We start from the raw sequence: 21,353 nt of genomic DNA on the forward strand, positions 1-21,353 counted from the left end.
ACTTCGTATTTCCGGAGCGTTTGTGGAAGTCGGGCTCAGATCGGGAGCTGTCAGGCAGGCATCGTCAGCACCGGCTTGATGGTCGAGCCGGTACAGGCCGCTTTCCACGCGGTCCCGAAGTCATCGAATTCGTATGTGGTGACCAGCTTTTCGAGCGGGAGATCACCTCGCATGTGATGTCCGATCAGTTCCGGGATGAACTGCTCAGGCACACTGTCACCTTCCACGACACCACGAAGCCGCAATCCCCTACCCATGATCAGCCCGACCGGCAGATCTGCGGTGGGGACACCGAGTCCCACGATGCCCAGTTGTCCACGTGGACGTAGCGCGGTGAGTGCGTCCGACAGCACCGACGGCAGTGCTGTGGTGTCCAGCGCATGGTCGGCGCCGCCACCGGTGATCTCGACAAGTTCGGCGACAACCTCCGATGCCGCCGGATCCAGCACGTGGGTGGCGCCGAGATCGGTTGCCAGCGCGCGCCGTTCCGCTTTCGGATCCACCGCGACGATGATGTCGCAGCCGGCGATCCGGGCACCCATCACCGCGGAGAGTCCGACTGCGCCCGCGCCGAACACCACCAGTGACTGGCCGGCATCGGGGGTCAATGCATTGAGCACCGCCCCGACACCGGTTTGCACACTGCACCCCAACGGTGCCGCCAGCGAGGGGCTGATCTCATCGCCGATTCGAATTGTGTTGCGCTGATGCGTAAGTGTGTGGGTGGAGAAGCTGGACTGACCGAAGAAATCGCCGATGATCGGGCCGCCCGAATGGCTCAGGGCGTCGCCACCATTGCCACGCATGTTCAGTGCTGTCGACCGCTCACAGTAGGCCGGGGAGCCTGCCATACAGCTGCGGCAGATCCCACAGCTGTTGAACGTCAACACAACCCGGCTGCCCACCGAAATTGTGCAGTCCGGCCCGACAGCCTCGACGACACCCGTGCCCTCATGGCCGAACACCATCGGCAGGCGCTTGGCAGGCCACCGGGCCGCCAGGGAGATGTCGGTGTGGCAGATCCCCACCGCATCGATCCGCACCAGCACCTCGGCGCCGACCGGCGGCCTGATCTCGATCTCCTGCAATTGCGGCGATCCACCCACGGCGGTGAGGACCGCGGCGACCGCGCCCTTCCTGCCGACGGACGTCACTCGCGGACGAGGTAGAAGTAGAAATGCTTGTCACGTACCAGGCTGGTCTTGCCGTTCATGATGCCCATGACGTGGGTGTCGTCAACCTTCTTGAAGTGATCGATCACGGGTTGTCCGTCATAGACCATCGCCGCCGTGGTCTCGCCGCGGAACTCCACCGCCCACAGGCTGGCCTCACCCTTGCCGAGCTCCTTGTTCGAGTACAGGTTGCCGTCGTCGTCGCGGCAGACGAGCGGCTTGACGTCGTGGTAGCTGTCGAAGGTCTTTCCATGCCAGTTGACCAGCTCGAGCTGGCCGTCCATGGCATGGCCACTTGGCAATTCACCACCCGACCAGGCACCGAGCATGAAGTCTCGGCCGATCGGCTCGAGACCGGCCCACAGCTCGTCGAGCAGCGCGGGATCGCTGACGGCCTGGCTTTCCTTGAGTTCAAAGAACGTGGCAACAGCTTTGTCGTTGTTCATCTCCACCTCACTACACCTTCGACGATCCCGGCGATCCCGATCCAGCGGACTCTGAGAACGACAGTAGTCAGAAACTCGTCGCCCGCGAAATGTATGACCGAAATCCGTGATCATCAGAATGCCGCACCGAGTATCAACACGGTCCCCAACGTCCCCATCACCGCCGCGACCACGACATCCAACAACTGCCAGGCACGGGGTCTGGCAAACAACGGTGCCAGACGCGACGAACCGAAGCCCAACCCCGCGAACCAGAGCAACGACGCCACGCATGCGCCGGCAGCGAACACCCACTTGCTCTGCGGACCATGACTGTTGGCAATGGCGCCCAACGTGATGACGGTATCGAGGTAGACGTGGGGGTTGAGCCAGGTCAACGCGATCGCGGTCCCCACCGCTGCCCAACGCCCTGCCGCCGCGGTTCCATCTGCGACCTCCATCGCACCGGGTCGCATCGCCCGCCGTGCAGCCATCGCCGCGAGCACCAGCAGATAGATACCTCCTGCCACCGTGGCCACGTCGACCACCTGCGGATATGCCGCGACCACGGCACCGAGTCCGGCGACACCCGCCACGATCAGCACCACATCCGACACGGTGCAGATCGCCACCACCGACATCACGTGCTCACGCCTGATCCCTTGGCGCAGCACAAAAACGTTCTGCGCACCGATCGCGATGATGAGGCCGGCGCCGGTCAACAGACCCGCCACTGCGGGAACCAGAATGCTCACCAGACCACGCTAAGTCTCTGACGTGATTGAATCCAGCGATTGTTTTTAAAGAACCATTAGACTGAATGATGATGGACATCAGCAGTGAGGGCCTCCAGACACTGGCCGCGGTGGTCCGCGAGGGAACCTTCGACGCCGCCGCGGCAGTCTTGCACCTCACACCCTCAGCGGTGAGCCAGCGCATGAAGGCACTCGAGACCGCCGTGGGTGTGGTCCTGGTGCAACGCACCAAACCTGCCCGGGCGACGCCAGACGGCGAAATCCTGCTGCGCCTGGCCGCGCAATGGGATCTGCTCCGACTGGAGGCAGTCGCAGCGCTGGCCGGTAAACCCGAAGAGGGACATGAAGACTGGCGCGATGTTCCGCGAATGCATCTACCCATCGCCGCCAACGCCGACTCGATCTCCATCTGGCTGCTGCCGGTGGTCGCCCAGATCCAGCAGCTGCATCCGGTGGCTGTCGAGGTGTTGCGCGACGACGAGAGCCACTCCACCGGCTTCCTGCGCGCCGGGCAGGCGGTCGGAGCGATCACGTCCGATCCGCGGCCGGTCCGCGGTTGTACGGTGCTCCCACTCGGCACCATGCGCTATCTACCGGTCGCAACCACCGAGTTCATCGAGACCTGGCTTCCGAACGGACTACGGGCCGCCGATCTCGCCCGGGCCCCGATGGTCTCCTTCGACCGCAAGGACACGATCCAACTCGATCTCCTCAATCGACTCACCCGCAAGCACGTCGACCCGCCTGCGACCTACGTGCCCGCGTCGGTCGAGTACCACCGCGCCGTCGAGTTGGGCGCCGGCTGGGGTGCGGTGCCCGCCGCCCAGATCGAACCCGCGCTCGCCGCCGGGACCGTCAAGAAGCTCGGCAATCACCACGTCGACATCCAGTTGTTCTGGCAGTACTGGAAATTGGGGTCACCGATCATCAACGACCTCACCCGGCTGATCAAGGCCAGTGCCCAGAAGTTCCTGATCTGACGCCGCTTCCTTCCCTCCGCCCGCAGGCACGAGTTCTTCGACGCTCGGGGTATCACGTAGTGGGTTGGCGATCTCGTCGTCGCGCAGACGGAATGCAAAGAACGCGACCACGGCCAACGGAACCGGCACCAATCCGGCGATGACAAATGTTGCGGTCAGCCCGATCAGCTCACTGACCGGGGCAGCGATGGCCATCGACACCGGCATCAACGCTATCGAGACGAAGAAGTCGAGGCTGGAGATCCGGCCGAGCATGTGTGGAGGTACCCGCCGCTGTAACAGCGTGCCCCACAGGACCATCGGACCGTCGAATGCCATTCCAAGAACAAACGCTGCGACAACAAAAGCCCAGAGCTCCGTGGCGAGCCCGACCGCCACCAACGGCACCGAACACAGACCCCAGATCGCAAACATCACCGACAGGTAGCGGCGGGGCATCGGCATGGAGGCCAGGATGATCGCACCCAGTCCGGCGCCGAATCCGAAGGCCGCCAACACGATCGCGTGGTCGCCCGCGTCACCGCCTGCACGCTCCTTGATGGCGAACGGCACGAGTACCTCGATCGGCCCCATCACCATCAACACCAGGACCAGCGAGTACAAAAGCGTCGCCAGCAGCCAGGGGGTGCGCCACATGTAGGCGAACCCCTCGGCGATGTCGGTGACGGTACCGCGCACCAGGTCGGCTTTCGCGCGGGGCTCGTGACTCGGCGGCGTCGGACGCATCAGGAGGTAGAAGGCCCCGGACAGCGCCGAGGCCACCGCCGACCCGACTATGGCAACCCCGGGTGAGGACATCGCGATGAGTCCGCCGGCAAGAGCCGGTCCGGCAGCCTGAAAAATGGTGGGCCGCAATACACCTTCGATGCCATTGGCCGCCATCAACTCGTCCCGCGGAACCAACGACGGGATCATCGCCGAGTACGTCGGGTAATAGATACCGGTCGTGACGCCACCGATCAACGACACCAAAACCAGATGCCACAGCGTGATGGTCCCGGTCAGTGCGAGCACACCGACACCGCCGATCGCGACGAGCTTGACCGCCTCCAGCGCGATGAGGATGGTGCGCTTCGACATCCGGTCCGCGAGCACACCGCCGAGCAGTGTCGAGGCGACCATGCCGACGGCGGCAACCGCGGTGACGATCGACAACTGCCCCGGCCCGCCACCCATCCCGATGACCTGCCAGACAACACCGACCGTCCAGATCCCGTCGGCGAACATCGCCAGCACCAGGCCCGTACACAGAAGTCGATACTGCTGATGCGCGAAGGGCTTCAGCGCCCGGGGCAGGCCAGATGGTGCGGTCACCCACCAACTGTGCCCGATTGGGTACGCCGTACGCCAGCGATTTTCGCCCGGACCTGACAGACGAACTCGCCGCCACCTGGGATTTCGTGACGGCGAGTTGGCGTTGGGTGAGCGACCGATCAGATCAGTTCACACCGATGACTTCCTGCGCGATGGCAGCAAGCCGGGTCTGGGCAGCGGACACCACGCCCTGCCGGTTCTTGTGTGCCTCTTCGTAGGCGAGGACGGACCGGATGTCAGCCGGCTTGGTGAGTTCCCGGAGTTGGACGATCACCGCGTTGACGTTCAGCGAGTCGTAGTCGTCGATCGGCAGGTCGGCGGGATCGACCACGCCGGCGGCCTCGCGAACGGCGTGCACCGCATCCGCAGCGCCCACGGCACCCTGTGCCCGAGCAGTGTCCTCGGCGGCGTCGAGCGCCGCATCCCGGGTTGCCCGAGCGGTCTTGCGGGCGGTCTTTCCGATGTCGGCGGCACGCTCGGCGGCCTCGGCCACCTGTTTCGCAGCCGCATCACCGGTCGAGCTCAACCGTCCGACGGCGTCGTGACCGGCATCGGTGGCCAGTTTGAATACGGCCTCGCCGGTCTCCTGCGTCTTGTCGACGAATCCACCGAACCGGGCGGGCGCAGTGCGGAGCGCGTCGACAACACGTTCGGCACCACGCGCGGTCAGCGTCGCGGGGATACCGGCAACGCGCAAGGCGGTGCCGCTCGCGGCCTGCAAGGGACCGCGTCGCAGGGCCACCGGGCCACCGATGGCCTCTTCGGCCAAGAGCGTGGTGATCCAGTCGACGGTTGCCTCGTGGGCGACGATCAGCCGCTCGGCAAGTGCAACGATCTCGGGTTCACCCTCGGAGGTGGCCAGCGCCTTCACGTACTTCGCCCGGTCGAGCAGCTGATGCTCGAGGGCTAGGTCGCCGAGCAACGCCTCATCAAGGGGCTGGACCTGTTCGGCAACGGCCTTCGCGGTTGCTGCCAGCCGACCGAAGACGGGGCGCAGCACATCGGGCAGTCCGCCAAGTTCACGGATGGCTTTTTCGATCGCGACGGCACGGATACGACCGTTCGCGGCGTTCTGGGACAGTTCCCGGCGCACCGCTTCGGTGCGCGCCTGGGCGGTTCGGGTCTCTGCCACCTGGATCTCGGTATTGGTCAGGGTCAACAACGTCCGCAGCTGGTTGCGCAGAGTGCTGGTGGAAAGGCTCATATCAGTCTCCTCAGGATTGGTGGGCATCGATATTGAGCGTCCTCAGGAGGCGTACCCGTCAGCCCGTCAGATAAACGATGGAGAGAGCCAGATCACATATCGTTTCGCGTGTCGCAGTACGGTGAGACCGATCAGGTGGCCGACGACAAAGGAGATCGAGTGTCCCAACTGCACGGCGTACGAGGGCACACGACGCCGGACCACTGGGGTCCGGCCTTCGTCGATCTGGCCGATCCGCGGAAATCGACCGAGGAATTGGTCCCCGGATGCCTGATCGCCGTCGATTCGGGCGGCGGCCCGATCTCCGATGAGGCTGAACGTCTCGTCGGCCGTTCCACCTTTGCCCTCACGGAGGCGCCTGCGCACGATCGCCGTTTCATCACCGTCGACTCGATACCGGCGGCGATCGCCACACTGACGCAACGACTGGCCGACCGGCCGGTCTCGGCGGCGGTCTGCGACGACGTGCTGCGGGCAGGCGAATCGAACACCGAGACCTTCAGCGGGCTGATGACCGAGTCGCTGGCCTATTCGACGCTGCAGGCCGGCCGCGAGTTCGGAGACTGGCTGGCCGAGCAGGGACCACGCGGTCTGGCCGATCCGCCACAGCCCGTTGTCCTCGAACGGGCCGGCGATGTTGTTGTCGTCACGCTCAATCAGCCCAAGCGGCACAACGCTTTCAGCAACACCCTGCGCGCCGGCCTGATCGACGGCCTCAACGTTGCCCTGAGCGACCCGACGGTGACCGGGGTGGAGTTCCGGGGAAACGGCACATCATTTTGCAGCGGAGGAGATCTCACCGAGTTCGGCACCTTCTCCGATCCGGCGGCCGCCCATCTGGCCCGCACCCGTTTCAGCCCGGCGCTGCTTCTCAACACGTTGCGCGATCGACTCGGCGAAAACCTGCGGGCCTACACCCACGGCGCCACGATGGGCAGTGGGCTGGAGATGGCAGCGGTCTGCGGGCACGTCACCGCGCATCCCGCCACGGTCTTCGGACTCCCCGAACTCACCCTCGGGTTGATACCCGGCGCAGGCGGGACCGTCAGCATCCCCCGGCGTATCGGCCGCTGGCGCACCGCGTATCTGGTACTGAGCGGCGACACCATCGATGCCACAACAGCTTTGGACTGGGGCCTGATCGACGAGATCAGCACCTGACCGCCGAGGACTCGAGCGAACCGATGTCTACGCGGTCCTGATCTTCGGTACCGCAAAGGATTCCGGGTCGGCCCGCTGCCAGTCACGTTCCCATTCGCCGCGTTCGGTGCCACGGATCAGTTCACCTTCATCAAGCCACTCGAACAGATCCTCGAACGACTCCGCCGACGAGTGACCAACCCGCCGCATCACCACCGCGGGCCCGAGGTCGTCGAAGCTGGTCAATCCCATCGCGGCCAACACCTGCTTCGCCGACTCCACCGTTGCGCGTTGGTAATTGAAGACCCGATCACCTTTGTCCTCGACATCGAGCGCCCGTGCCCGGCGGGCATCCTGCGTGGCCACACCCACCGGACAATTGTTGGTGTGGCACGCCTGCGCCTGGATACAACCGACCGCCATCATCATGGCGCGCGCAGCGTTGGTGAAATCGGCACCGAGCGCCAGAGCCTTCACGATGTCGGTACCGCCTGCGATCTTGCCCGCGGCACCGATCTTGACCCGGCCCCGCAGGCCGGTGCCAACCAACGCGTTGTGCATCATCATCAGACCCAGGTTCAACGGTGTACCAACATGATCAGCGAACTCCGGCGGCGCCGCACCGGTACCACCCTCGGCCCCGTCGATGGTGATGAAGTCGGGCGCTATCTCGGTGCGCAGCATCGCCTTGCACAGCGCCAACACATCCGTGCGAGTGCCAACGCACAGCTTGAAGCCCACCGGCTTTCCCCCGGACAGGCGACGAAGCTCGGCCACGAAGTGCATCAGTTCGATCGGGCTGGTGAACTCGCTGTGCGCCGGTGGACTGATCACGGTGACACCCTGCTGCACACCGCGGGCCTGCGCAATCGCCGCAGTGACCTTGGAGCCCGGCAGCACGCCACCGAGCCCGGGTTTGGCTCCCTGACTCAGTTTGATCAGAATCGCCTTGACGTTGGGCAGATTCGCCTTCTCGGCAAAGCGCTGCGGGTCGAATCTCCCATCGACGGTTCGACAACCGAAGTACCCCGAGCCGATCTCCCACACCAGCGGTGCACCATATTCGAGATGGTGCGCGGTCAGTCCGCCCTCGCCGGTCTCGTGAAGAAATCCACCGCGAGCTGCACCTTTGTTCATCGCACGCACCGCATTTGCCGACAGCGCACCGAAACTCATCGACGAGATGTTGAACAGGGGCGCGTCATACGGCTGGGTGCACTGGGGTCCGCCGAGGCGTACGGTCGGGACGGTCTGCGCCATCGGAACCGGCGCCATCGAGTGCAGCAGGTAGTCATATCCCGGTTCGGTGATCTCACGTTCGGTCCCGAATGCCGCCTCGGCATGTAATCCCTTGGCCCGCTGATAGATCAACGATCGAACATTACGGTCGTATGGACGGCCATCGTAGTTTCGTTCGATGAAATACTGCTGCAACTCGGGCCGGATCGATTCGAGTATGAATCGCATGTGCCCGATCACGGGATAGTTCCGGAGTATCGAATGCTGCTTCTGAAGAACGTCATAGATGGCAACCAGCAAAACGATGACCACGATCGCAACCGCAAACCACCACACGGTGTGCCGGTTGACCGCAGCCGCGAGCGTGAGCACACCGGCCGCAGCCACCAACCCCAGGAGCACATTGAACTTCACCATGGATGGAGCTTAGCCGCGGCGCGCCAGCAGGTTTCGCCAACGCACCTTCGCTACGACGAACGCAGTAGTCGCCCGGTCAGGCCTCGATCGTCTCTTCTGCACCGACGCTGCCGAAGACCATCGCTTCCTCGATCCGGTCGAAACGATGATCGATCGCATCCAGGACGTAGTTGTGGCGCACATGCCAGGGTCGGCGGGTTCCCGATTTGGGCAGCACGTGGGGCGATCGCAGAATATATCCGGCGTGCAGATCGAACGCGGGAATCTCGGTGAGCGCCTCATCTCCGCGATGGGGATAGGCGTGCGTGTATCCGTTCGCACCCATATGTGCCAACAGTTTTGCCACCGACTGTGCGGTCATGTCGGATCGCAGCGTCCACGAAGCGTTGGTGTAGCCGACGCTCCAGCCCAGGTTGGGTACGTCTTCGAGTAGGTGGCCCTTGTAGACGAATCTGTCGTTGAGTTTGACCTCTGCTCCGTCGACACTGACGACTACACCGCCGAGCGCTTGTAATTGGAGTCCGGTGGCCATGATGATGATATCGGCATCGAGGTGTCCACCCGAGACAAGTGCAATACCGTCGGCATCGAACGATGCGATGTGGTCGGTGACCACCGTTGCCCGTTGTTCGGTGATCATCGTGAAGAGATCCGCCTCGGGTGACAGACACAGTCGTTGATCCCACGGGTTGTAGCTGGGCTTGAAATGGGTGTCGACGTCGTAGCCGTCCGGCAGATTGCGGACGGCCACGGTGTGCAGGATCTTGGTCATCGCGCCAGGTGCCAGGCGCGAGAATCGAAAGAGCAACCAGGCGAACAGTGCATAATAGTATCGGATGATTGCGTGTGAGGCCTTGCGCGGCAACACCTTACGAACAACATTGGCATATCGATTCACCCTGGGTCCGGAGAGGACATAGGTAGGTGAACGCTGCAGCATCGTCACTGACCCAGCCTGCTGCGCCAGCGCCGGAACCAGTGTCATCGCCGTGGCCCCACTACCGATCACGACCACATTCTTGCCCTCGTAGTCAAGATCCTCGGGCCAGAACTGCGGGTGGATTATCCGCCCCGTGAACTCGTCCTCACCGGGAAACACCGGCCGGTAACCCTCGTCGTAGTTGTAGTAGCCGGTCCCGAAGAACAGGAACCGGCAGCTGTACGTCACGTCGGTGCCATCCTGCTCGGCGTGCACGGTCCAGGTGTCGGATCGCGAATCCCAGTCGGCTGATCGGACCCGGGTGTCGAACGTGATGTGCTGATCGATCTGATGCCGCCGCGCGGTGTCGGTGAGGTATTCGCGGATGTGATCACCGTCCGCGATCGCCTCCGGCCGCGTCCAGGGTTCAAACGGATAGCTGAGGGTGAAGATGTCGCTGTCCGAACGGATCCCCGGGTACCGGAAGAGGTCCCAGGTGCCGCCGATCCGGCCGCGTCGTTCCAGGATTGCGTAGCTCAGTCCCGGGTTTCGTTCCTTGATGCGGTACGCGGCGCCGATACCCGACAAACCCGCTCCGATGATCAGGACGTCGGTGAACAAGGCATCCTCATCGGGGATACCTGATGCTGACTGTGCGGTCATACGGAAATCTCCCAGTCGTCGTCGACTTCGGATCGATTCGCGCTTCACCGCTCACCCGGGGGTCAACCCAGTGCGATGACCATGCCAACCGATCCGAACACCACGATAAGCACCAGGAGGTCGATAAGTCTCGGAGTCCGATCAGATCGGGCCACCGATCCGATTCCGCCACGGGCTTCGACGGCCGCCGCGAGCTCCCTGCCGTTCTGCACCGCCAGCGAACAGACGACTGTCAGGCAGGAGATCCAGCCGTTGATCTGCTCGCCCATCGATGGGCGATGGTCGGGTTTGCGTTGCGACATCGTCTGCAACAGAGTCCGGAAGTCGCTGATCATGAACGGACACAGTCGCAGCGCGAGGGCCACCGACATGGCGGCGGACTGGGCCGGGATACCGATGCGCGCGGCCCAACCGACCAATCGTTGCGCAAACGAAGGTATTTCAACCATCGGTGTCGTCCAGCAGAACAGCAATGCGCAGTAGAGCGACAGCACCGTCATGCAGATGAGGATTCCCCAGTAGATCGCCCCACCGAGTCCGAGTTCCACCCCGGCAACCGTGACGTACGGTTCGTCGCCGCCCAGCGCCGTGATCAATCCGCCGAACAGGGTGATGCCGATCAGCCACTTCGGCAACCGGGGCAGTGCGGCGCGCGGAACCTTGCCTAGCAAGGTCCAGCCGAGTGCGATTCCGGCCGCGACCCCGACACTGAGCCAGGTCGGCTCGAGCATGAACATCACCGCAACCGCAGCCAGCGTCAGCAACTTGGTCCCAACCCACAGTCTCCGGGCCGGCGAGGAATGTGGCAGCGCGCGAACAACATTGGCGAGGTTGGCGGTGGACTTCACCTCCGACGGATCGGGTGCCGGCTTGACCGGCGCTCCGTCGATCGTGCCCTCGTCGACAACCACGGTGCGGTCGACGAGGTCGGCGAGTTCACCGATGTCGTGAGAGATGACGACCAACGTGGTGCCCGAGGCCTTCACCCGGCGCAGTGCCCGGACCATCGCGGCTCGGGCCGGGGTGTCGAGCCCGGCCAGTGGTTCGTCGAGCACGAGCAATCGCGGCTTGCAGGCCAACAGACCAGCCAGTGCAACGCGGCGTTGTTGCCCGACCGAGAGCTGATCCACGAGCGCGTCACCGAGCACCGCCGGATTGAGTCCGAGCTCGATCAGTGCGACGTTCACCGCCAGGTCGTCGACGCCTGCGGCATCCTTGATGTCGGCGCGCACCCGCGAGCGCACCAGTTGCAGTCTGGAGTACTGGAATCCGAGCAGGGCATGCTCACGGCCGTTGCGGACCGGTTCCCCGTCGACCATCACCTGCCCTGACGTCGGTTTCTGCAATCCGGTGAGAACCCTTGCCAACGTGGACTTCCCGGCACCATTGGGTCCGGTGATCAACACGGCCGACCCCGCCTCGATCCGCAGGTTCAGGCCGCTGAAGATCTGGTTGTGCCACGGGGTACCCGCGTCATGGGCGAACCCGACGTCGTAGAGGGCAACGTGTGCGCCGTTGATGTGCCCCACCGACCGGCTGGGATTGAGCAGTTCGGTGGAGACCTCACGGTGGGACGAGTCGAGCACGATCTCCCGATCGGCCAGCGCTGCCTCGTCGACGTCGTGCGTGATCTGCAGGACGGCGGTGTCCCCGCCGTCGGCCAGTTCGCGGAAGACCTCGATCACCGACGTCCGGCCTTCCTGGTCGATCATTGCCGTCGACTCGTCGCTGATGAGGACGGCCGGTTCCCGCGACAGCGCGGCGGCGATGGCCAGACGTTGCAACTGTCCGCCCGACAGGGTGCCGGTCTCGCGGTAGAGCATCCCGCTCAGACCGACCCGGTCGAGCAACTTGTTCATCTGTGCCTCGGTGAGATCGTGATTACCCCAAGCCAAGTCGTCTGCGACAACCATGCCCAGCACCTGGGTTTCGGGACGCTGGCTGATGACAGCCGTGCCACCAGGCTTGCCGAGACCGACCGCACCGGGGCGACTGACGGTTCCGGTTGTCGGTGCCCGGCCGGCCACCACTTTCGCCAGCGTCGACTTGCCGACCCCGTTGGGTCCGGTCACCGCGACGACCTCACCGGCGTCGAGTTGCAACGAGACATCCCAGATCGCCGGGACCGGGGCTCCCGGATATTGCACCCCGACCCTGTTCAACCGCATCGGCAGCGGCGCAACCGGTCCGGACTCGTCGAGTTTCTCCTCGACATGCGGGACACCGAGTCTGGCGATCATGGGCGGCAACGGCTGCCGGTGCACGACGTAGACCGCCAGCCCGGACACCGTCACCCCGACAACGCCGACAGCCGGTATGGCGATCCACCAGTAGTCGATGCACCAGTTGATCACCGGGCCGATGGCACCGGTCAGTCCTTCGAGCCCGGCGTTGTTCATGACCCGTTCGGCGCCGCGCCAGCCGTTGCGGATCTGGGTGAACATGAACTCGCGGTAGTCGCTCAGTGCGGCGATCATCCCGGTGGCGATCGCCGCGGACGGGATGGCGATGAAGACAAACGTGTTCAGGGCAACCTGAGGCGACTTCCAACCGCGGCGCAGCGCTGTCCCGGACAGGATGCCGAAAACCGCTGCCGAGCCGACGAGGTTCGCCGCCGTCACCCCACCGAAGAGGAACGCGACGATCCAGCCCGTCATCGCGCCGAGCAGGCTCACCCGCAGCCGCCTGCGGCCGGCGAGGATGGCAAACGGTACCGACGCGACCAGGACCGCAGCGCCGCCGATGGGCAGCACCCGGCTCAGCACACAGATCGCCGCAGCGACGTCGGCCAGGGCAGCGGCCTCCGCGATTTCCACCGCGGTGACCCGGCGCCCGGTTCGGGTGTTCTTGCGCGCACGCACGGTGTCGCCGCGTTCAGGGATCGGTTCGTGTTGTTCGATCTGTCCAGATTGCCAGACAACCCCGATCGGGGGCGCGGGGCGGCGAGGTTCAGCCGGCCTTGCGCTTCGCTGGCGCTTTCTTGGCCGGGGTCTTCTTGGCGGCGGCCTTCTTCGCCGGAGCCTTCTTGGCCGCGGCCTTTTTCGCCGGAGCTTTTTTGGCCGCCGTGTCGCTGTCGGCGTCACCGGACGCAGAACCACCGCGGTCTTTCACCGACGCCCGCAGCGCCGCGAGCAGGTCGGCGACCTCCGAGTCGTCGCCCTCCTCCTCATCGTCCTTGGTCTCGGGTCCGGTGAACGCCTCGGTCCCCTCGGCCTTCGCCTCGATGAGCTTGCTCAGCTCTTCTTGATAGGTGTCCTCGTATTGGGTGGGGTCGAAGTCGCCTGACATCGACTCGATGAGCGAGGCGGCCATCTGGAGTTCTTGTGGCTTGAGGTCGGGCGATTCATCAAGAGACGGGAACGCGGCCTCACGTACTTCGTCGGGCCACAGCAGCGTCTGCAACGTCAGGACATCGCCGACCACTCGGAGCGCCGCCAGCCGCGTACGGTTCCGGAGCGTGAACGTGGCGATTGCCAGACGGTCCGTCTTCTTCAGGGCCTCGCGCATGAGCGCGTATGCCTTCGGCGACTTACTCGCAGGCTCCAGGTAATAGGGCTTGTCGAAATAGATCGGGTCGACCTGATCGATCGGCACGAAGTCGGTGATCGCGATCTCGGGGCTGCGCTGCACCGGGAGTTCGGACAGATCATCCTTGGTGAGAACCACCGTCTGCCCGGTGTCACTCTCGTACGCATTGGCTATCCGCGAGAACTCGACCTCATCATCGGTGCCCTCACGAACCTTGCGGTATCGGATGCGGGTGCCGTCCTTCGAGTCGACCTGGTGGGACGTACGGTCATGGCTCTCCGTCGCGGAGTACACCTTGACCGGCACATTCACCAGGCCAAAGCTGAGATCGCCCTTCCAAATCGAACGCATATCGCCATTGTGCAGGTATTGAGCATTTGACGCAGCCCCCTGCGGCGATGAAAAGTCGTGGCATGCCCAGGCGCGACACACTCGAGGTCGACGGACACAGCATTGCGGTCACCCACCTCGACAAGGTGATCTATCCCGCGACCGGCACGATCAAGGCCCAGGTCATCGAGTACTACAGCGCGATCGCCGACGTGATGTTGCCGCACATCCGAGACCGGCCGGTGACCCGAAAACGATGGCCCGACGGCGTCGAATCCACCCCGTTCTTCGAAAAGAACCTGCCTGACCATGCTCCGAAATGGATTGGCCGGGCGCGGCTCGGGCACAGTGATCGGGACGTGGTGTATCCGGTGCTGTCCTCTCGGGCCGAGTTGGTCTGGCTGGCTCAACAGGCCGCCCTCGAATTGCATGTCCCGCAATGGACCCTCGCCCACTCGACCGGGCGGGACGACGCGTCGTACAAGGCGGACCGGCTCACCGATCGAGTTGTGCTCGATCTGGATCCGGGCCCCGACGTCACCCTGTTCGACTGCGCACAGGTGGCGTTGCGGGTCAAGGACATGCTCGACGCCATCGGCCTGCCATGTTTCCCGGTGACAAGCGGATCCAAGGGCATCCATGTGTATTTCACGCTGGAATCGGCCATCTCATCGGATTCCGCGCGCAAGGTCGCCAAACAGATAGCCACCGGACTGCAGTCGGAGAGCCCCGATCTGGTGACCGCGCAGATGACCAAATCGGTGCGTGGCGGCCGGGTGTTCGTGGATTGGAGTCAGAACAGCGCGTCGAAGACCACCCTTGCGCCTTACTCGATGCGCGGCCGCGAGCAGCCCTGGGTGGCCGCACCGCGACTCTGGGAAGAACTGGAAGACAAAGACATCCGGCATATCTTGTTTGACGGGATGGCCGACCGGATCGACACGTACGGTGATCTGCTGGCTGATCTCGAGAACACGTCGGCAGCGCAACCGCTGCCGACATCACCAACCTCACCGACGACACCGGTCGTCGACCTCGGCGACTACCGCCGCAAGCGGGACGAGCGCAAGACCCCGGAGCCGTTCGGGGACAGTCGATCCGATGCTGATCGCAGTACCGAACCCATGTTCGTGATCCAGGAACATCATGCCCGCCGTCTGCACTACGACTTCCGCCTCGAGCGTGACGGCGTCCTGGTGTCTTGGGCGGTCCCCAAAAACCTTCCGCTGGAAGGCGACAAGAATCGGCTCGCGGTCCAGACCGAGGATCACCCGATTGATTACGCCGACTTCTCGGGCGACATCCCGTCCGGCGAATACGGTGGCGGTCATGTGGAGATCTGGGACCGGGGTACATACGAGACCGAGAAGTGGCGGGACAACGAGATCATCGTTCGCCTACACGGCGAACGCATCCAGGGCCGTTATGCGCTGATCAAGACCGGTGACAAGAACTGGTTGGCGCACTTGATGTCCGACGAAGCACGGCCGATCGTGCCCGACAGCCTGCGCGATCCGCGGCCGATGCTTGCCACCGACGAGACCATCGAGCATCTCACCGACGACAAATGGGCCTTCGAGGGCAAATGGGACGGTTACCGAATCCTGTTGCGCTACATCGATGGAAAGCTCCGATTGACGTCGCGTTCAGGCATCGACATGACTGCGGACTTCCCTCAGATCCACACGGTCACCGATGATCTGGGACTGCTCGATGTGGTGCTCGACGGTGAGATGGTGGTATTCGACGAGCAGGGACGCACCAATTTCACGCAGCTCGCCGGCCGCAACAACTCCGAAGACCTCGACGTCAAACTGCTCCTGTTCGACATCCTGTATCTCAACGGCTCGTCGCTGCTCCGACACACCTGGCAGGATCGGCGCGAACTGCTCGAGGAGATCGGCAAGGCGTTCTCGTCCGATGCGCCCGTGCAGGTTCCACCGCTTCTGCCCGGACCGGGTTCGGCAGCCATCGCCCACAGTCGTGAACGCGGCTGGGAAGGTGTTGTCGCCAAGCGGCGAGACTCGACCTACCAGCAAGGCCGGCGCTCCAAGACGTGGCTCAAGCAGAAGAACTGGAGCGACATCGAGGTGGTGATCGGTGGCTGGCGACCCGGCAAAGGTGGTCGCAGCAACCGGATCGGCTCACTGTTGATGGGCCTGCCAGAGGAGACCGGGCTGCGCTATGTCGGCCGGGTCGGGACCGGATTCACAGATGCCCAACTCGACGCCCTGCTCGCCGAACTGGAGCCCTTGCGCCGCAAGACTTCACCGTTCCTTGGCCACCTCGAGCGCCCCGTCGAGATGGACGCGGTGTGGGTTCTGCCCAAACTCGTCGCCGATGTGAGGTTCATGGACTGGACAAGCACGGGTCACCTACGTCACCCCTCCTGGCGCGGGATCCGCCGGGACAAGCTACCCGGCGACCTCTGAGAGCAGGGAAGTAGCACGGCTGCACGTGCCCAGAATCTGCGAGCGAGCTACGGTATTTACGGGTTCTGATGGCCGCCCTGCGCCCCGCGGGAACCCACAGCCGCACCAAAAGGAGTCCACGTGCTCGTAGTCGCGCACATCAGCGATCTTCACTTCAACGGAACCGCCGCAAAGCGCGACCGGATCCAAGCTGTGCTCGATTACATCAATTCCAGAGCCGACGGCATCGACGCGCTACTGGTGACGGGCGACATCACCGACAACGGTCTGCCATCCGAGTACAAAGAAGCCGGCGAAACACTGCACAGTCCGCTGCCGACCCTGATCTGCCCGGGAAATCACGACTCCCGCGACGAGTTCAACCAGACCTTCCTGGCCGGCGAGCCCTCCCTGCGCAGTACCGACCACACCGCTCCGCTCAATTTGTCGCGGACGATCGCGGGCACATTGTTCCTGATCTGCGACAGCTCCATCCCCGGCGAGAACGGGGGCTACCTGACCGACGAGACCCTCGCCTGGATGGACGAGCAGATATCCGCCGCCGGACCGCAGGTTCCGGTGTTCGTTGCGTTCCACCATCCCCCGGTTGTGCTGCAGATGCCGATGATGGACACCATCCGGCAGACCGGGGAAGAGCGGTTGGCCGCACTGGTCGAGCGGCATCCGAACATCACCATGTTCATGTGTGGACACGCCCACACCGGCGCCGTGACCACCTTTGCCGGACGGCCGCTGTGCCTGGCCCCCGGCGTGGCCTCGACCCTCAACCTGCCCTTCGAAGGGACCGATGTGGTCAACGAGACACAGCCTGCCGGGTTGGCGTTCCACACATACGCCGATGGCCGTGTGATCAGCCACTTCCGGTCTGTTCAGTGCTGAACCGCCGCGATCACGCGGCGGTTCGGTCCGCCTTGATGCGGTCTGACGGCAGGCCGAGGATGTCGGTCGCGTCCACGTAGATGTCCCGCTGATCAACCTTGGCGGGCACCGACAGGTTGCCGATCAGTTCCCGGGTCGATGTGGTCGCCGACACCACCGGTATCCCGGCGACAACCAGGTCGGCCGCAGCGCGCCGAACCTGATCCGGAGAGGTCACCACCACCACGTTCGCCAGGCCCAACTGCCCGGCGATCGCAGCGCAGGCCACCGCACCCTGCGCAGGCGAGCGGGCTGCGGAGTCGGCGTGCAGACGGGTGGCGGCGATACCGTGGTCGACCAGCCAGGTGCGCATCACGTCGGCCTCGTGTTGTCCGCGGGCTTCGGCACCCCCGGAGATGATGACCGGAGATTCGTGGGCGACGATCGCCTGGGTCCAGCCGGCGAACAACCTGCTGGCCGTCTCGGCGGTGGGTGTTCCGTCAGAGTTCAGGCCGGCTCCGAGCACCACGATCCCGGTCGTCTTCCCGTGCAGGCCCGGCACCGGATTCGGGCCGACGACCACTCCGCGGCTGATTCCGGAGAGCGCCTCGCGAACACGTCCCTGCAGTGCGCGATCATAGGTCCCCAGGGCGGCCAGTGCCGCCTGATTCGTCCGGGCGTCACCGCTGTAGTCCGACCAGATCGCTTGCAACGCAAGCGCATCGGTGTCGGCGGGGCCTGCCACCAGAAGCTGACGGAGTGCGTTGAGCCCCAGCGGCACCTCGCCACGGCGGAACTGGAGCTGGGCAGAGTTGTACAGGTTCGCCGTGTCCGTCCCGGACATCACCGGCGACACCGCGGTCGGCGTGTTCATGACAGTCGGGATCAGTGCGACCGCTCCGGTCGACATCCCGATGGCGGCGGCCGCGGCCACCAGCGCTCTATTCACTCGCGCCACACGCGCACCACTCGTCACACTGGCCACCATAGGCGGTCAATGCCACGGGACCACATTCAAGCGGTCTCAGCTCGATAACACCTACCGGCCGCCCCCTGGACATCATCCACACCGGGTGATGCCGGAAACACCCCGTGCAGGCACCATCGGCTCTCATGGGCCTGTTCAACCGTTCACACGAAGACAAACCTGCCGCGATCCGCTATCAGATGCGCGAGAAACTACTCTCCATCGGCGACGACTACTGGATCGAGAACAGCGCCGGAGAGAAGGTCTTCAAGGTGAACGGGAAGGCGGTTCGCTTCCGGCAGACGTTCATCCTCGAAGACAGCCGGGGCTCCGAGCTCGCGAAGATTCAAGAACGCAAGTTCAGCGTCCGGGACAAGATGCATATCCAACGCGGGGACTCAGAGGCCACCGTGCACAAGGCCATGCTCGGGATCCGGGATCGGTACACGATCAACCCGGATTCCGGGCCGGACCTCAAAGCCAAGGGCAACTTCGTCGACCATGAGTACGAGATCGAGCGCGACGGCGACACCATCGCCACGATCTCCAAGAAGTGGTTCCGGCTCCGGGAAACCTATGGTGTGGAGATCGCCGCGAACGAAGACCAGGCGTTCATCCTCGCCATCACCGTGTGCATCGACGAGTTGTCCCGCGGCTGAGCGTTCAGCAGGTGCTTGATCTCAGCTTGCCGCCCTCTAATGATCGGCCGCGTAGCTCGAGCGCGTCGTGCGCCAGGCCGATATACGTATGGGCCGTCGATATCCCGGCCTGGTAACCCTCGCTGTACTCAGCAACACCGGGCGGGACACCGCTGCCTCGTTCCTGATCGAGGCGACCCTCGATGATCTGCAATGCCGCGAGCTCCCAGCGGTGACGTCTGGCCGGGTTCTGTTCGACGAGTGGTGTTGTCGGAGCCCCGGCGAGCTGGTCGAGGACGCACAGGCGCGCAAAGCCCATACCCGCGCCATGCCCACGCCGATATTCATCCGGCTCATCCCTCCCGCAAGCAGTGGCCGAAAAGTGTTCATGCAATGAGGTCAGCATTTCCGTAAGCGTTCTCTCACGACTGGGCGCGTCAGGCATTTTTGCGCTTCCGCATAATAGATCCACTTTCCGCCACCCTTTTATTTTCGCGCTGCGCTTTCATTGCAATTCGCTTTTTCTTCGCCGTTGTCTTCTTTTCAGTCGCCATCGACATCTCCTTGTGGTCCGTAGCACATCAGCGACGCTCAGGCCGCTCACCTCCAAGACCATAGCCAAGCCCACAGGAAGGTCAAGTTGTCCATACTGTCCTGTGGGACTGCAACACAGTAGATTTCAGGATCTCATCCGGGGCAGATTGACCGGACTGGCTTTTATTTTTTTATGGGCTAGAGTCCATTGGACCGAGTGCGATCGGAGAAGGAGTGAGGATGCGCCGTGAAAACGGTACTGATGGAGGTTCGCTTTCGGGTGTGTGCCACACCCCGGCGGGCCCAACGCTTTTTTGACCACGTCGCCGACGTCGTTTCTTCTACGCTTCCCGAACGAGTACAGCGCTACCAATTAGTGCAGCAAACAGATTCTGTACTCTTGCGGCGCCAATGGGAACGCCTCAACGGCACTTTGGCCCTCGCCCCACCCCAGACGCAAGAGATCGGGTACGGACTCCACGATCCGACCGGACGCCTGACGGCGCAAAAGGTCGAGAGCATCGCCAACGACGCGCTCGCCGACCTCGCGTCGCAGCAATCACCCGGCGACAGGGCACAAGAATGCGTGCCGTGGATCCTGACCTTGAACGCCGCGACCGACCGCGCCTCCCACGATGCGATCACGGAGCAATATCCGCCGTTGGACGTCGGGCCGCTGCGCAGAACACATCCGAGAATCGCGATCTCCGGGCGCCACAAGACAAACCACTAAGGAACATCCATCATGACCACCACCGATCCGTCCTGGATCAGCGCTGCCACGCGCGAGCGTCTCGAAAATGAAGTGGCACAACTCTATCGAGAACGCGATGCGGCGTCGGCTGACCTGATCAAGCATCGGAACATGGGCGATCTGGACAACAATGACACATACCACCGAGCGGTCGGAGCGCTCGATCACGTCAATACCCGAATCGCGCGGACTCATGCCGTCCTGGCCACCGCAACAACGACCACCACAGACGACGGCACCGTACAGCCGGGCTCGATCGTGACAGTCCGGTTCGATCACGATCATTCCGACACCGACACATTCCTGCTCGGAATGCCCGAGGAACACGAGACCGGGAGGATGCAGGTGTGCTCACCCGAATCGCCACTCGGGCGGGCGATTCGAGGAGCCCGACTCGGTGACGACTGCCGGTTTCTTCTGCCAACCGGAAAACATTGCACCGCAACAATTCTCGCAAACACGCCCTATACCGCCTAGGCAATCTCGAACGCCACGGAATTCGGCCCCTATCCCCGAAGGGGGAATCATGCAGATTGCAGCCTCTCCCCGTATACCTGGTGGACCGTTGCAGCGACCACACCACGATCCGGTGTTGTTGTTGGGACCCACCGGCGGACTGAACGCGGCTGTCCGGCGCGCGCTCGCCGATCACGGCGTGACCGCCACCGATGATCCCCGCGATTTGCTGACACCCGAGGCGGGCGAAGCACTTGTCATCGTCACCACCAACACCCCGGCCACGCCCCGGCGCCGAGGGTTCGGCAGGTGGCGTGAATACGTGGTCCGCCAGGCCGCCGAAGACCGTCTCACCGAGGTCGTGGTCGACGCGGCGAGCACGGTATCAGGGGCGCGCGTTCTCCTACTCTGCGATACGTCCGACGCAGCGTCGTCACGAGCTGCGATTCGGGCAACCAGGCAACTGGGCCAACGTATGGCGTACGAGTGTGCATTGAACGGTGCACCGATCAGTTCCACGACCTACGTGGTGATCGACGATGCAACACCTTCCATCACCGCCATCAACGCAGCTGTGACCTGGTACTTCACCCACCAGACGCCGGCGATCGAGGATCGACCATACTGA

The 21,353-nt window shown here is 63.8% G+C and carries 19 protein-coding genes; 8 read left to right on the forward strand and 11 right to left on the reverse strand.

What is annotated here, in order from left to right; translation table 11 throughout:
- Positions 1 to 50 precede the first annotated feature (50 nt).
- The 3 genes from AC1TQG_RS07330 to AC1TQG_RS07340 form a co-directional block, all read right to left on the reverse strand.
- Positions 51 to 1,154 (reverse strand): NAD(P)-dependent alcohol dehydrogenase, encoded by a 1,104-nt coding sequence (locus AC1TQG_RS07330; RefSeq protein WP_482136269.1) that lies wholly within the window; start codon positions 1,152 to 1,154, stop codon positions 51 to 53.
- Positions 1,151 to 1,618 carry a DUF4334 domain-containing protein gene (locus AC1TQG_RS07335; protein ID WP_482137281.1) on the reverse strand — a complete coding sequence of 156 codons (468 nt, stop codon included), beginning with the start codon at positions 1,616 to 1,618 and terminating at the stop codon, positions 1,151 to 1,153. Before AC1TQG_RS07335 ends, AC1TQG_RS07330 begins: the two co-directional genes overlap by 4 nt.
- Positions 1,619 to 1,731: 113 nt before the next feature.
- Positions 1,732 to 2,355: a LysE/ArgO family amino acid transporter gene (locus AC1TQG_RS07340; protein WP_482137282.1), complete on the reverse strand. Its 624-nt coding sequence runs from the start codon at positions 2,353 to 2,355 to the stop codon at positions 1,732 to 1,734.
- 68 nt (positions 2,356 to 2,423) lie between these two features.
- Here AC1TQG_RS07340 and AC1TQG_RS07345 point away from each other — a divergent pair, with 68 nt between their 5' ends.
- Positions 2,424 to 3,332, forward strand: coding sequence for a LysR family transcriptional regulator ArgP (locus AC1TQG_RS07345; RefSeq protein ID WP_482136270.1), 909 nt, complete (start codon positions 2,424 to 2,426; stop codon positions 3,330 to 3,332).
- On the opposite strand, the gene AC1TQG_RS07350 is transcribed toward AC1TQG_RS07345, so the two are convergent.
- The gene (locus AC1TQG_RS07350; RefSeq protein ID WP_482136271.1) at positions 3,270 to 4,646 is read right to left on the reverse strand and encodes an MFS transporter; all 1,377 of its coding nucleotides are present in this window, start codon (positions 4,644 to 4,646) and stop codon (positions 3,270 to 3,272) included. The genes AC1TQG_RS07345 and AC1TQG_RS07350 overlap by 63 nt on opposite strands.
- A gap of 124 nt (positions 4,647 to 4,770) precedes the next feature.
- Complete coding sequence (locus tag AC1TQG_RS07355; protein ID WP_482136272.1) at positions 4,771 to 5,850, reverse strand: ferritin-like domain-containing protein; 1,080 nt, start codon at positions 5,848 to 5,850, stop codon at positions 4,771 to 4,773.
- Positions 5,851 to 6,075: 225 nt separating this feature from the next.
- Here AC1TQG_RS07355 and AC1TQG_RS07360 point away from each other — a divergent pair, with 225 nt between their 5' ends.
- Positions 6,076 to 7,011: an enoyl-CoA hydratase/isomerase family protein gene (locus tag AC1TQG_RS07360; protein WP_482137283.1), complete on the forward strand. Its 936-nt coding sequence runs from the start codon at positions 6,076 to 6,078 to the stop codon at positions 7,009 to 7,011.
- 27 nt (positions 7,012 to 7,038) lie between these two features.
- On the opposite strand, the gene AC1TQG_RS07365 is transcribed toward AC1TQG_RS07360, so the two are convergent.
- The 4 genes from AC1TQG_RS07365 to ku form a co-directional block, all read right to left on the reverse strand.
- A complete protein-coding gene (locus AC1TQG_RS07365) occupies positions 7,039 to 8,646 on the reverse strand; it encodes an FMN-binding glutamate synthase family protein (protein WP_482136273.1) in 1,608 nt (535 codons plus the stop codon).
- A 76-nt stretch (positions 8,647 to 8,722) separates the two neighbouring features.
- A complete protein-coding gene (locus AC1TQG_RS07370) occupies positions 8,723 to 10,228 on the reverse strand; it encodes a flavin-containing monooxygenase (protein ID WP_482136274.1) in 1,506 nt (501 codons plus the stop codon).
- A 62-nt stretch (positions 10,229 to 10,290) separates the two neighbouring features.
- Complete coding sequence (locus tag AC1TQG_RS07375; protein ID WP_482136275.1) at positions 10,291 to 13,089, reverse strand: DUF2232 domain-containing protein; 2,799 nt, start codon at positions 13,087 to 13,089, stop codon at positions 10,291 to 10,293.
- Positions 13,090 to 13,177: 88 nt separating this feature from the next.
- Positions 13,178 to 14,107, reverse strand: coding sequence for a non-homologous end joining protein Ku (ku, locus tag AC1TQG_RS07380; protein WP_482136276.1), 930 nt, complete (start codon positions 14,105 to 14,107; stop codon positions 13,178 to 13,180).
- A gap of 62 nt (positions 14,108 to 14,169) precedes the next feature.
- On the opposite strand from ku, the gene AC1TQG_RS07385 reads away from it, so the two are divergent.
- Together AC1TQG_RS07385 and AC1TQG_RS07390 are read left to right on the forward strand one after the other, a co-directional pair.
- Positions 14,170 to 16,518: an ATP-dependent DNA ligase gene (locus tag AC1TQG_RS07385; RefSeq protein ID WP_482136277.1), complete on the forward strand. Its 2,349-nt coding sequence runs from the start codon at positions 14,170 to 14,172 to the stop codon at positions 16,516 to 16,518.
- 120 nt (positions 16,519 to 16,638) lie between these two features.
- Positions 16,639 to 17,397, forward strand: coding sequence for a metallophosphoesterase (locus AC1TQG_RS07390; protein ID WP_482136278.1), 759 nt, complete (start codon positions 16,639 to 16,641; stop codon positions 17,395 to 17,397).
- A 10-nt stretch (positions 17,398 to 17,407) separates the two neighbouring features.
- Here the strand turns inward: AC1TQG_RS07390 and AC1TQG_RS07395 are convergent, their stop codons facing one another.
- Positions 17,408 to 18,334: a YdcF family protein gene (locus AC1TQG_RS07395; RefSeq protein WP_482136279.1), complete on the reverse strand. Its 927-nt coding sequence runs from the start codon at positions 18,332 to 18,334 to the stop codon at positions 17,408 to 17,410.
- A 155-nt stretch (positions 18,335 to 18,489) separates the two neighbouring features.
- Between AC1TQG_RS07395 and AC1TQG_RS07400 the strand changes: the two genes are divergently transcribed.
- The gene (locus AC1TQG_RS07400) at positions 18,490 to 19,002 is read left to right on the forward strand and encodes an LURP-one-related/scramblase family protein (protein WP_482136280.1); all 513 of its coding nucleotides are present in this window, start codon (positions 18,490 to 18,492) and stop codon (positions 19,000 to 19,002) included.
- A 4-nt stretch (positions 19,003 to 19,006) separates the two neighbouring features.
- Here AC1TQG_RS07400 and AC1TQG_RS07405 read toward each other — a convergent pair whose 3' ends face one another.
- Positions 19,007 to 19,300: a hypothetical protein gene (locus AC1TQG_RS07405; protein WP_482136281.1), complete on the reverse strand. Its 294-nt coding sequence runs from the start codon at positions 19,298 to 19,300 to the stop codon at positions 19,007 to 19,009.
- 462 nt (positions 19,301 to 19,762) lie between these two features.
- On the opposite strand from AC1TQG_RS07405, the gene AC1TQG_RS07410 reads away from it, so the two are divergent.
- The 3 genes from AC1TQG_RS07410 to AC1TQG_RS07420 are packed head-to-tail and all read left to right on the forward strand — an operon-like array spanning position 19,763 to position 21,353.
- Complete coding sequence (locus tag AC1TQG_RS07410) at positions 19,763 to 20,248, forward strand: hypothetical protein (RefSeq protein WP_482136282.1); 486 nt, start codon at positions 19,763 to 19,765, stop codon at positions 20,246 to 20,248.
- Positions 20,249 to 20,260: 12 nt separating this feature from the next.
- On the forward strand, positions 20,261 to 20,746 hold the full coding sequence (locus AC1TQG_RS07415) for a GreA/GreB family elongation factor (protein ID WP_482136283.1): 486 nt from the start codon (positions 20,261 to 20,263) through the stop codon (positions 20,744 to 20,746).
- Between the two features lie 49 nt (positions 20,747 to 20,795).
- A complete protein-coding gene (locus AC1TQG_RS07420) occupies positions 20,796 to 21,353 on the forward strand; it encodes a hypothetical protein (RefSeq protein WP_482136284.1) in 558 nt (185 codons plus the stop codon).

The sequence above is a fragment of the Williamsia sp. Y844 genome (assembly GCF_056786475.1).

Excerpts from the sequence above, each read along its gene's own strand:
- AC1TQG_RS07335 (WP_482137281.1), bottom strand. The coding sequence starts at position 1,618 with ATGAACAACGACAAAGCTGTTGCCACGTTCTTTGAACTCAAGGAAAGC.
- AC1TQG_RS07345 (WP_482136270.1), top strand. The coding sequence starts at position 2,424 with ATGGACATCAGCAGTGAGGGCCTCCAGACACTGGCCGCGGTGGTCCGC.
- AC1TQG_RS07355 (WP_482136272.1), bottom strand. The coding sequence starts at position 5,850 with ATGAGCCTTTCCACCAGCACTCTGCGCAACCAGCTGCGGACGTTGTTG.
- AC1TQG_RS07365 (WP_482136273.1), bottom strand. The coding sequence starts at position 8,646 with ATGGTGAAGTTCAATGTGCTCCTGGGGTTGGTGGCTGCGGCCGGTGTG.
- AC1TQG_RS07370 (WP_482136274.1), bottom strand. The coding sequence starts at position 10,228 with ATGACCGCACAGTCAGCATCAGGTATCCCCGATGAGGATGCCTTGTTC.
- ku (WP_482136276.1), bottom strand. The coding sequence starts at position 14,107 with ATGCGTTCGATTTGGAAGGGCGATCTCAGCTTTGGCCTGGTGAATGTG.
- AC1TQG_RS07385 (WP_482136277.1), top strand. The coding sequence starts at position 14,170 with ATGCCCAGGCGCGACACACTCGAGGTCGACGGACACAGCATTGCGGTC.
- AC1TQG_RS07400 (WP_482136280.1), top strand. The coding sequence starts at position 18,490 with ATGGGCCTGTTCAACCGTTCACACGAAGACAAACCTGCCGCGATCCGC.
- AC1TQG_RS07405 (WP_482136281.1), bottom strand. The coding sequence starts at position 19,300 with ATGGGCTTTGCGCGCCTGTGCGTCCTCGACCAGCTCGCCGGGGCTCCG.
- AC1TQG_RS07415 (WP_482136283.1), top strand. The coding sequence starts at position 20,261 with ATGACCACCACCGATCCGTCCTGGATCAGCGCTGCCACGCGCGAGCGT.
- AC1TQG_RS07420 (WP_482136284.1), top strand. The coding sequence starts at position 20,796 with ATGCAGATTGCAGCCTCTCCCCGTATACCTGGTGGACCGTTGCAGCGA.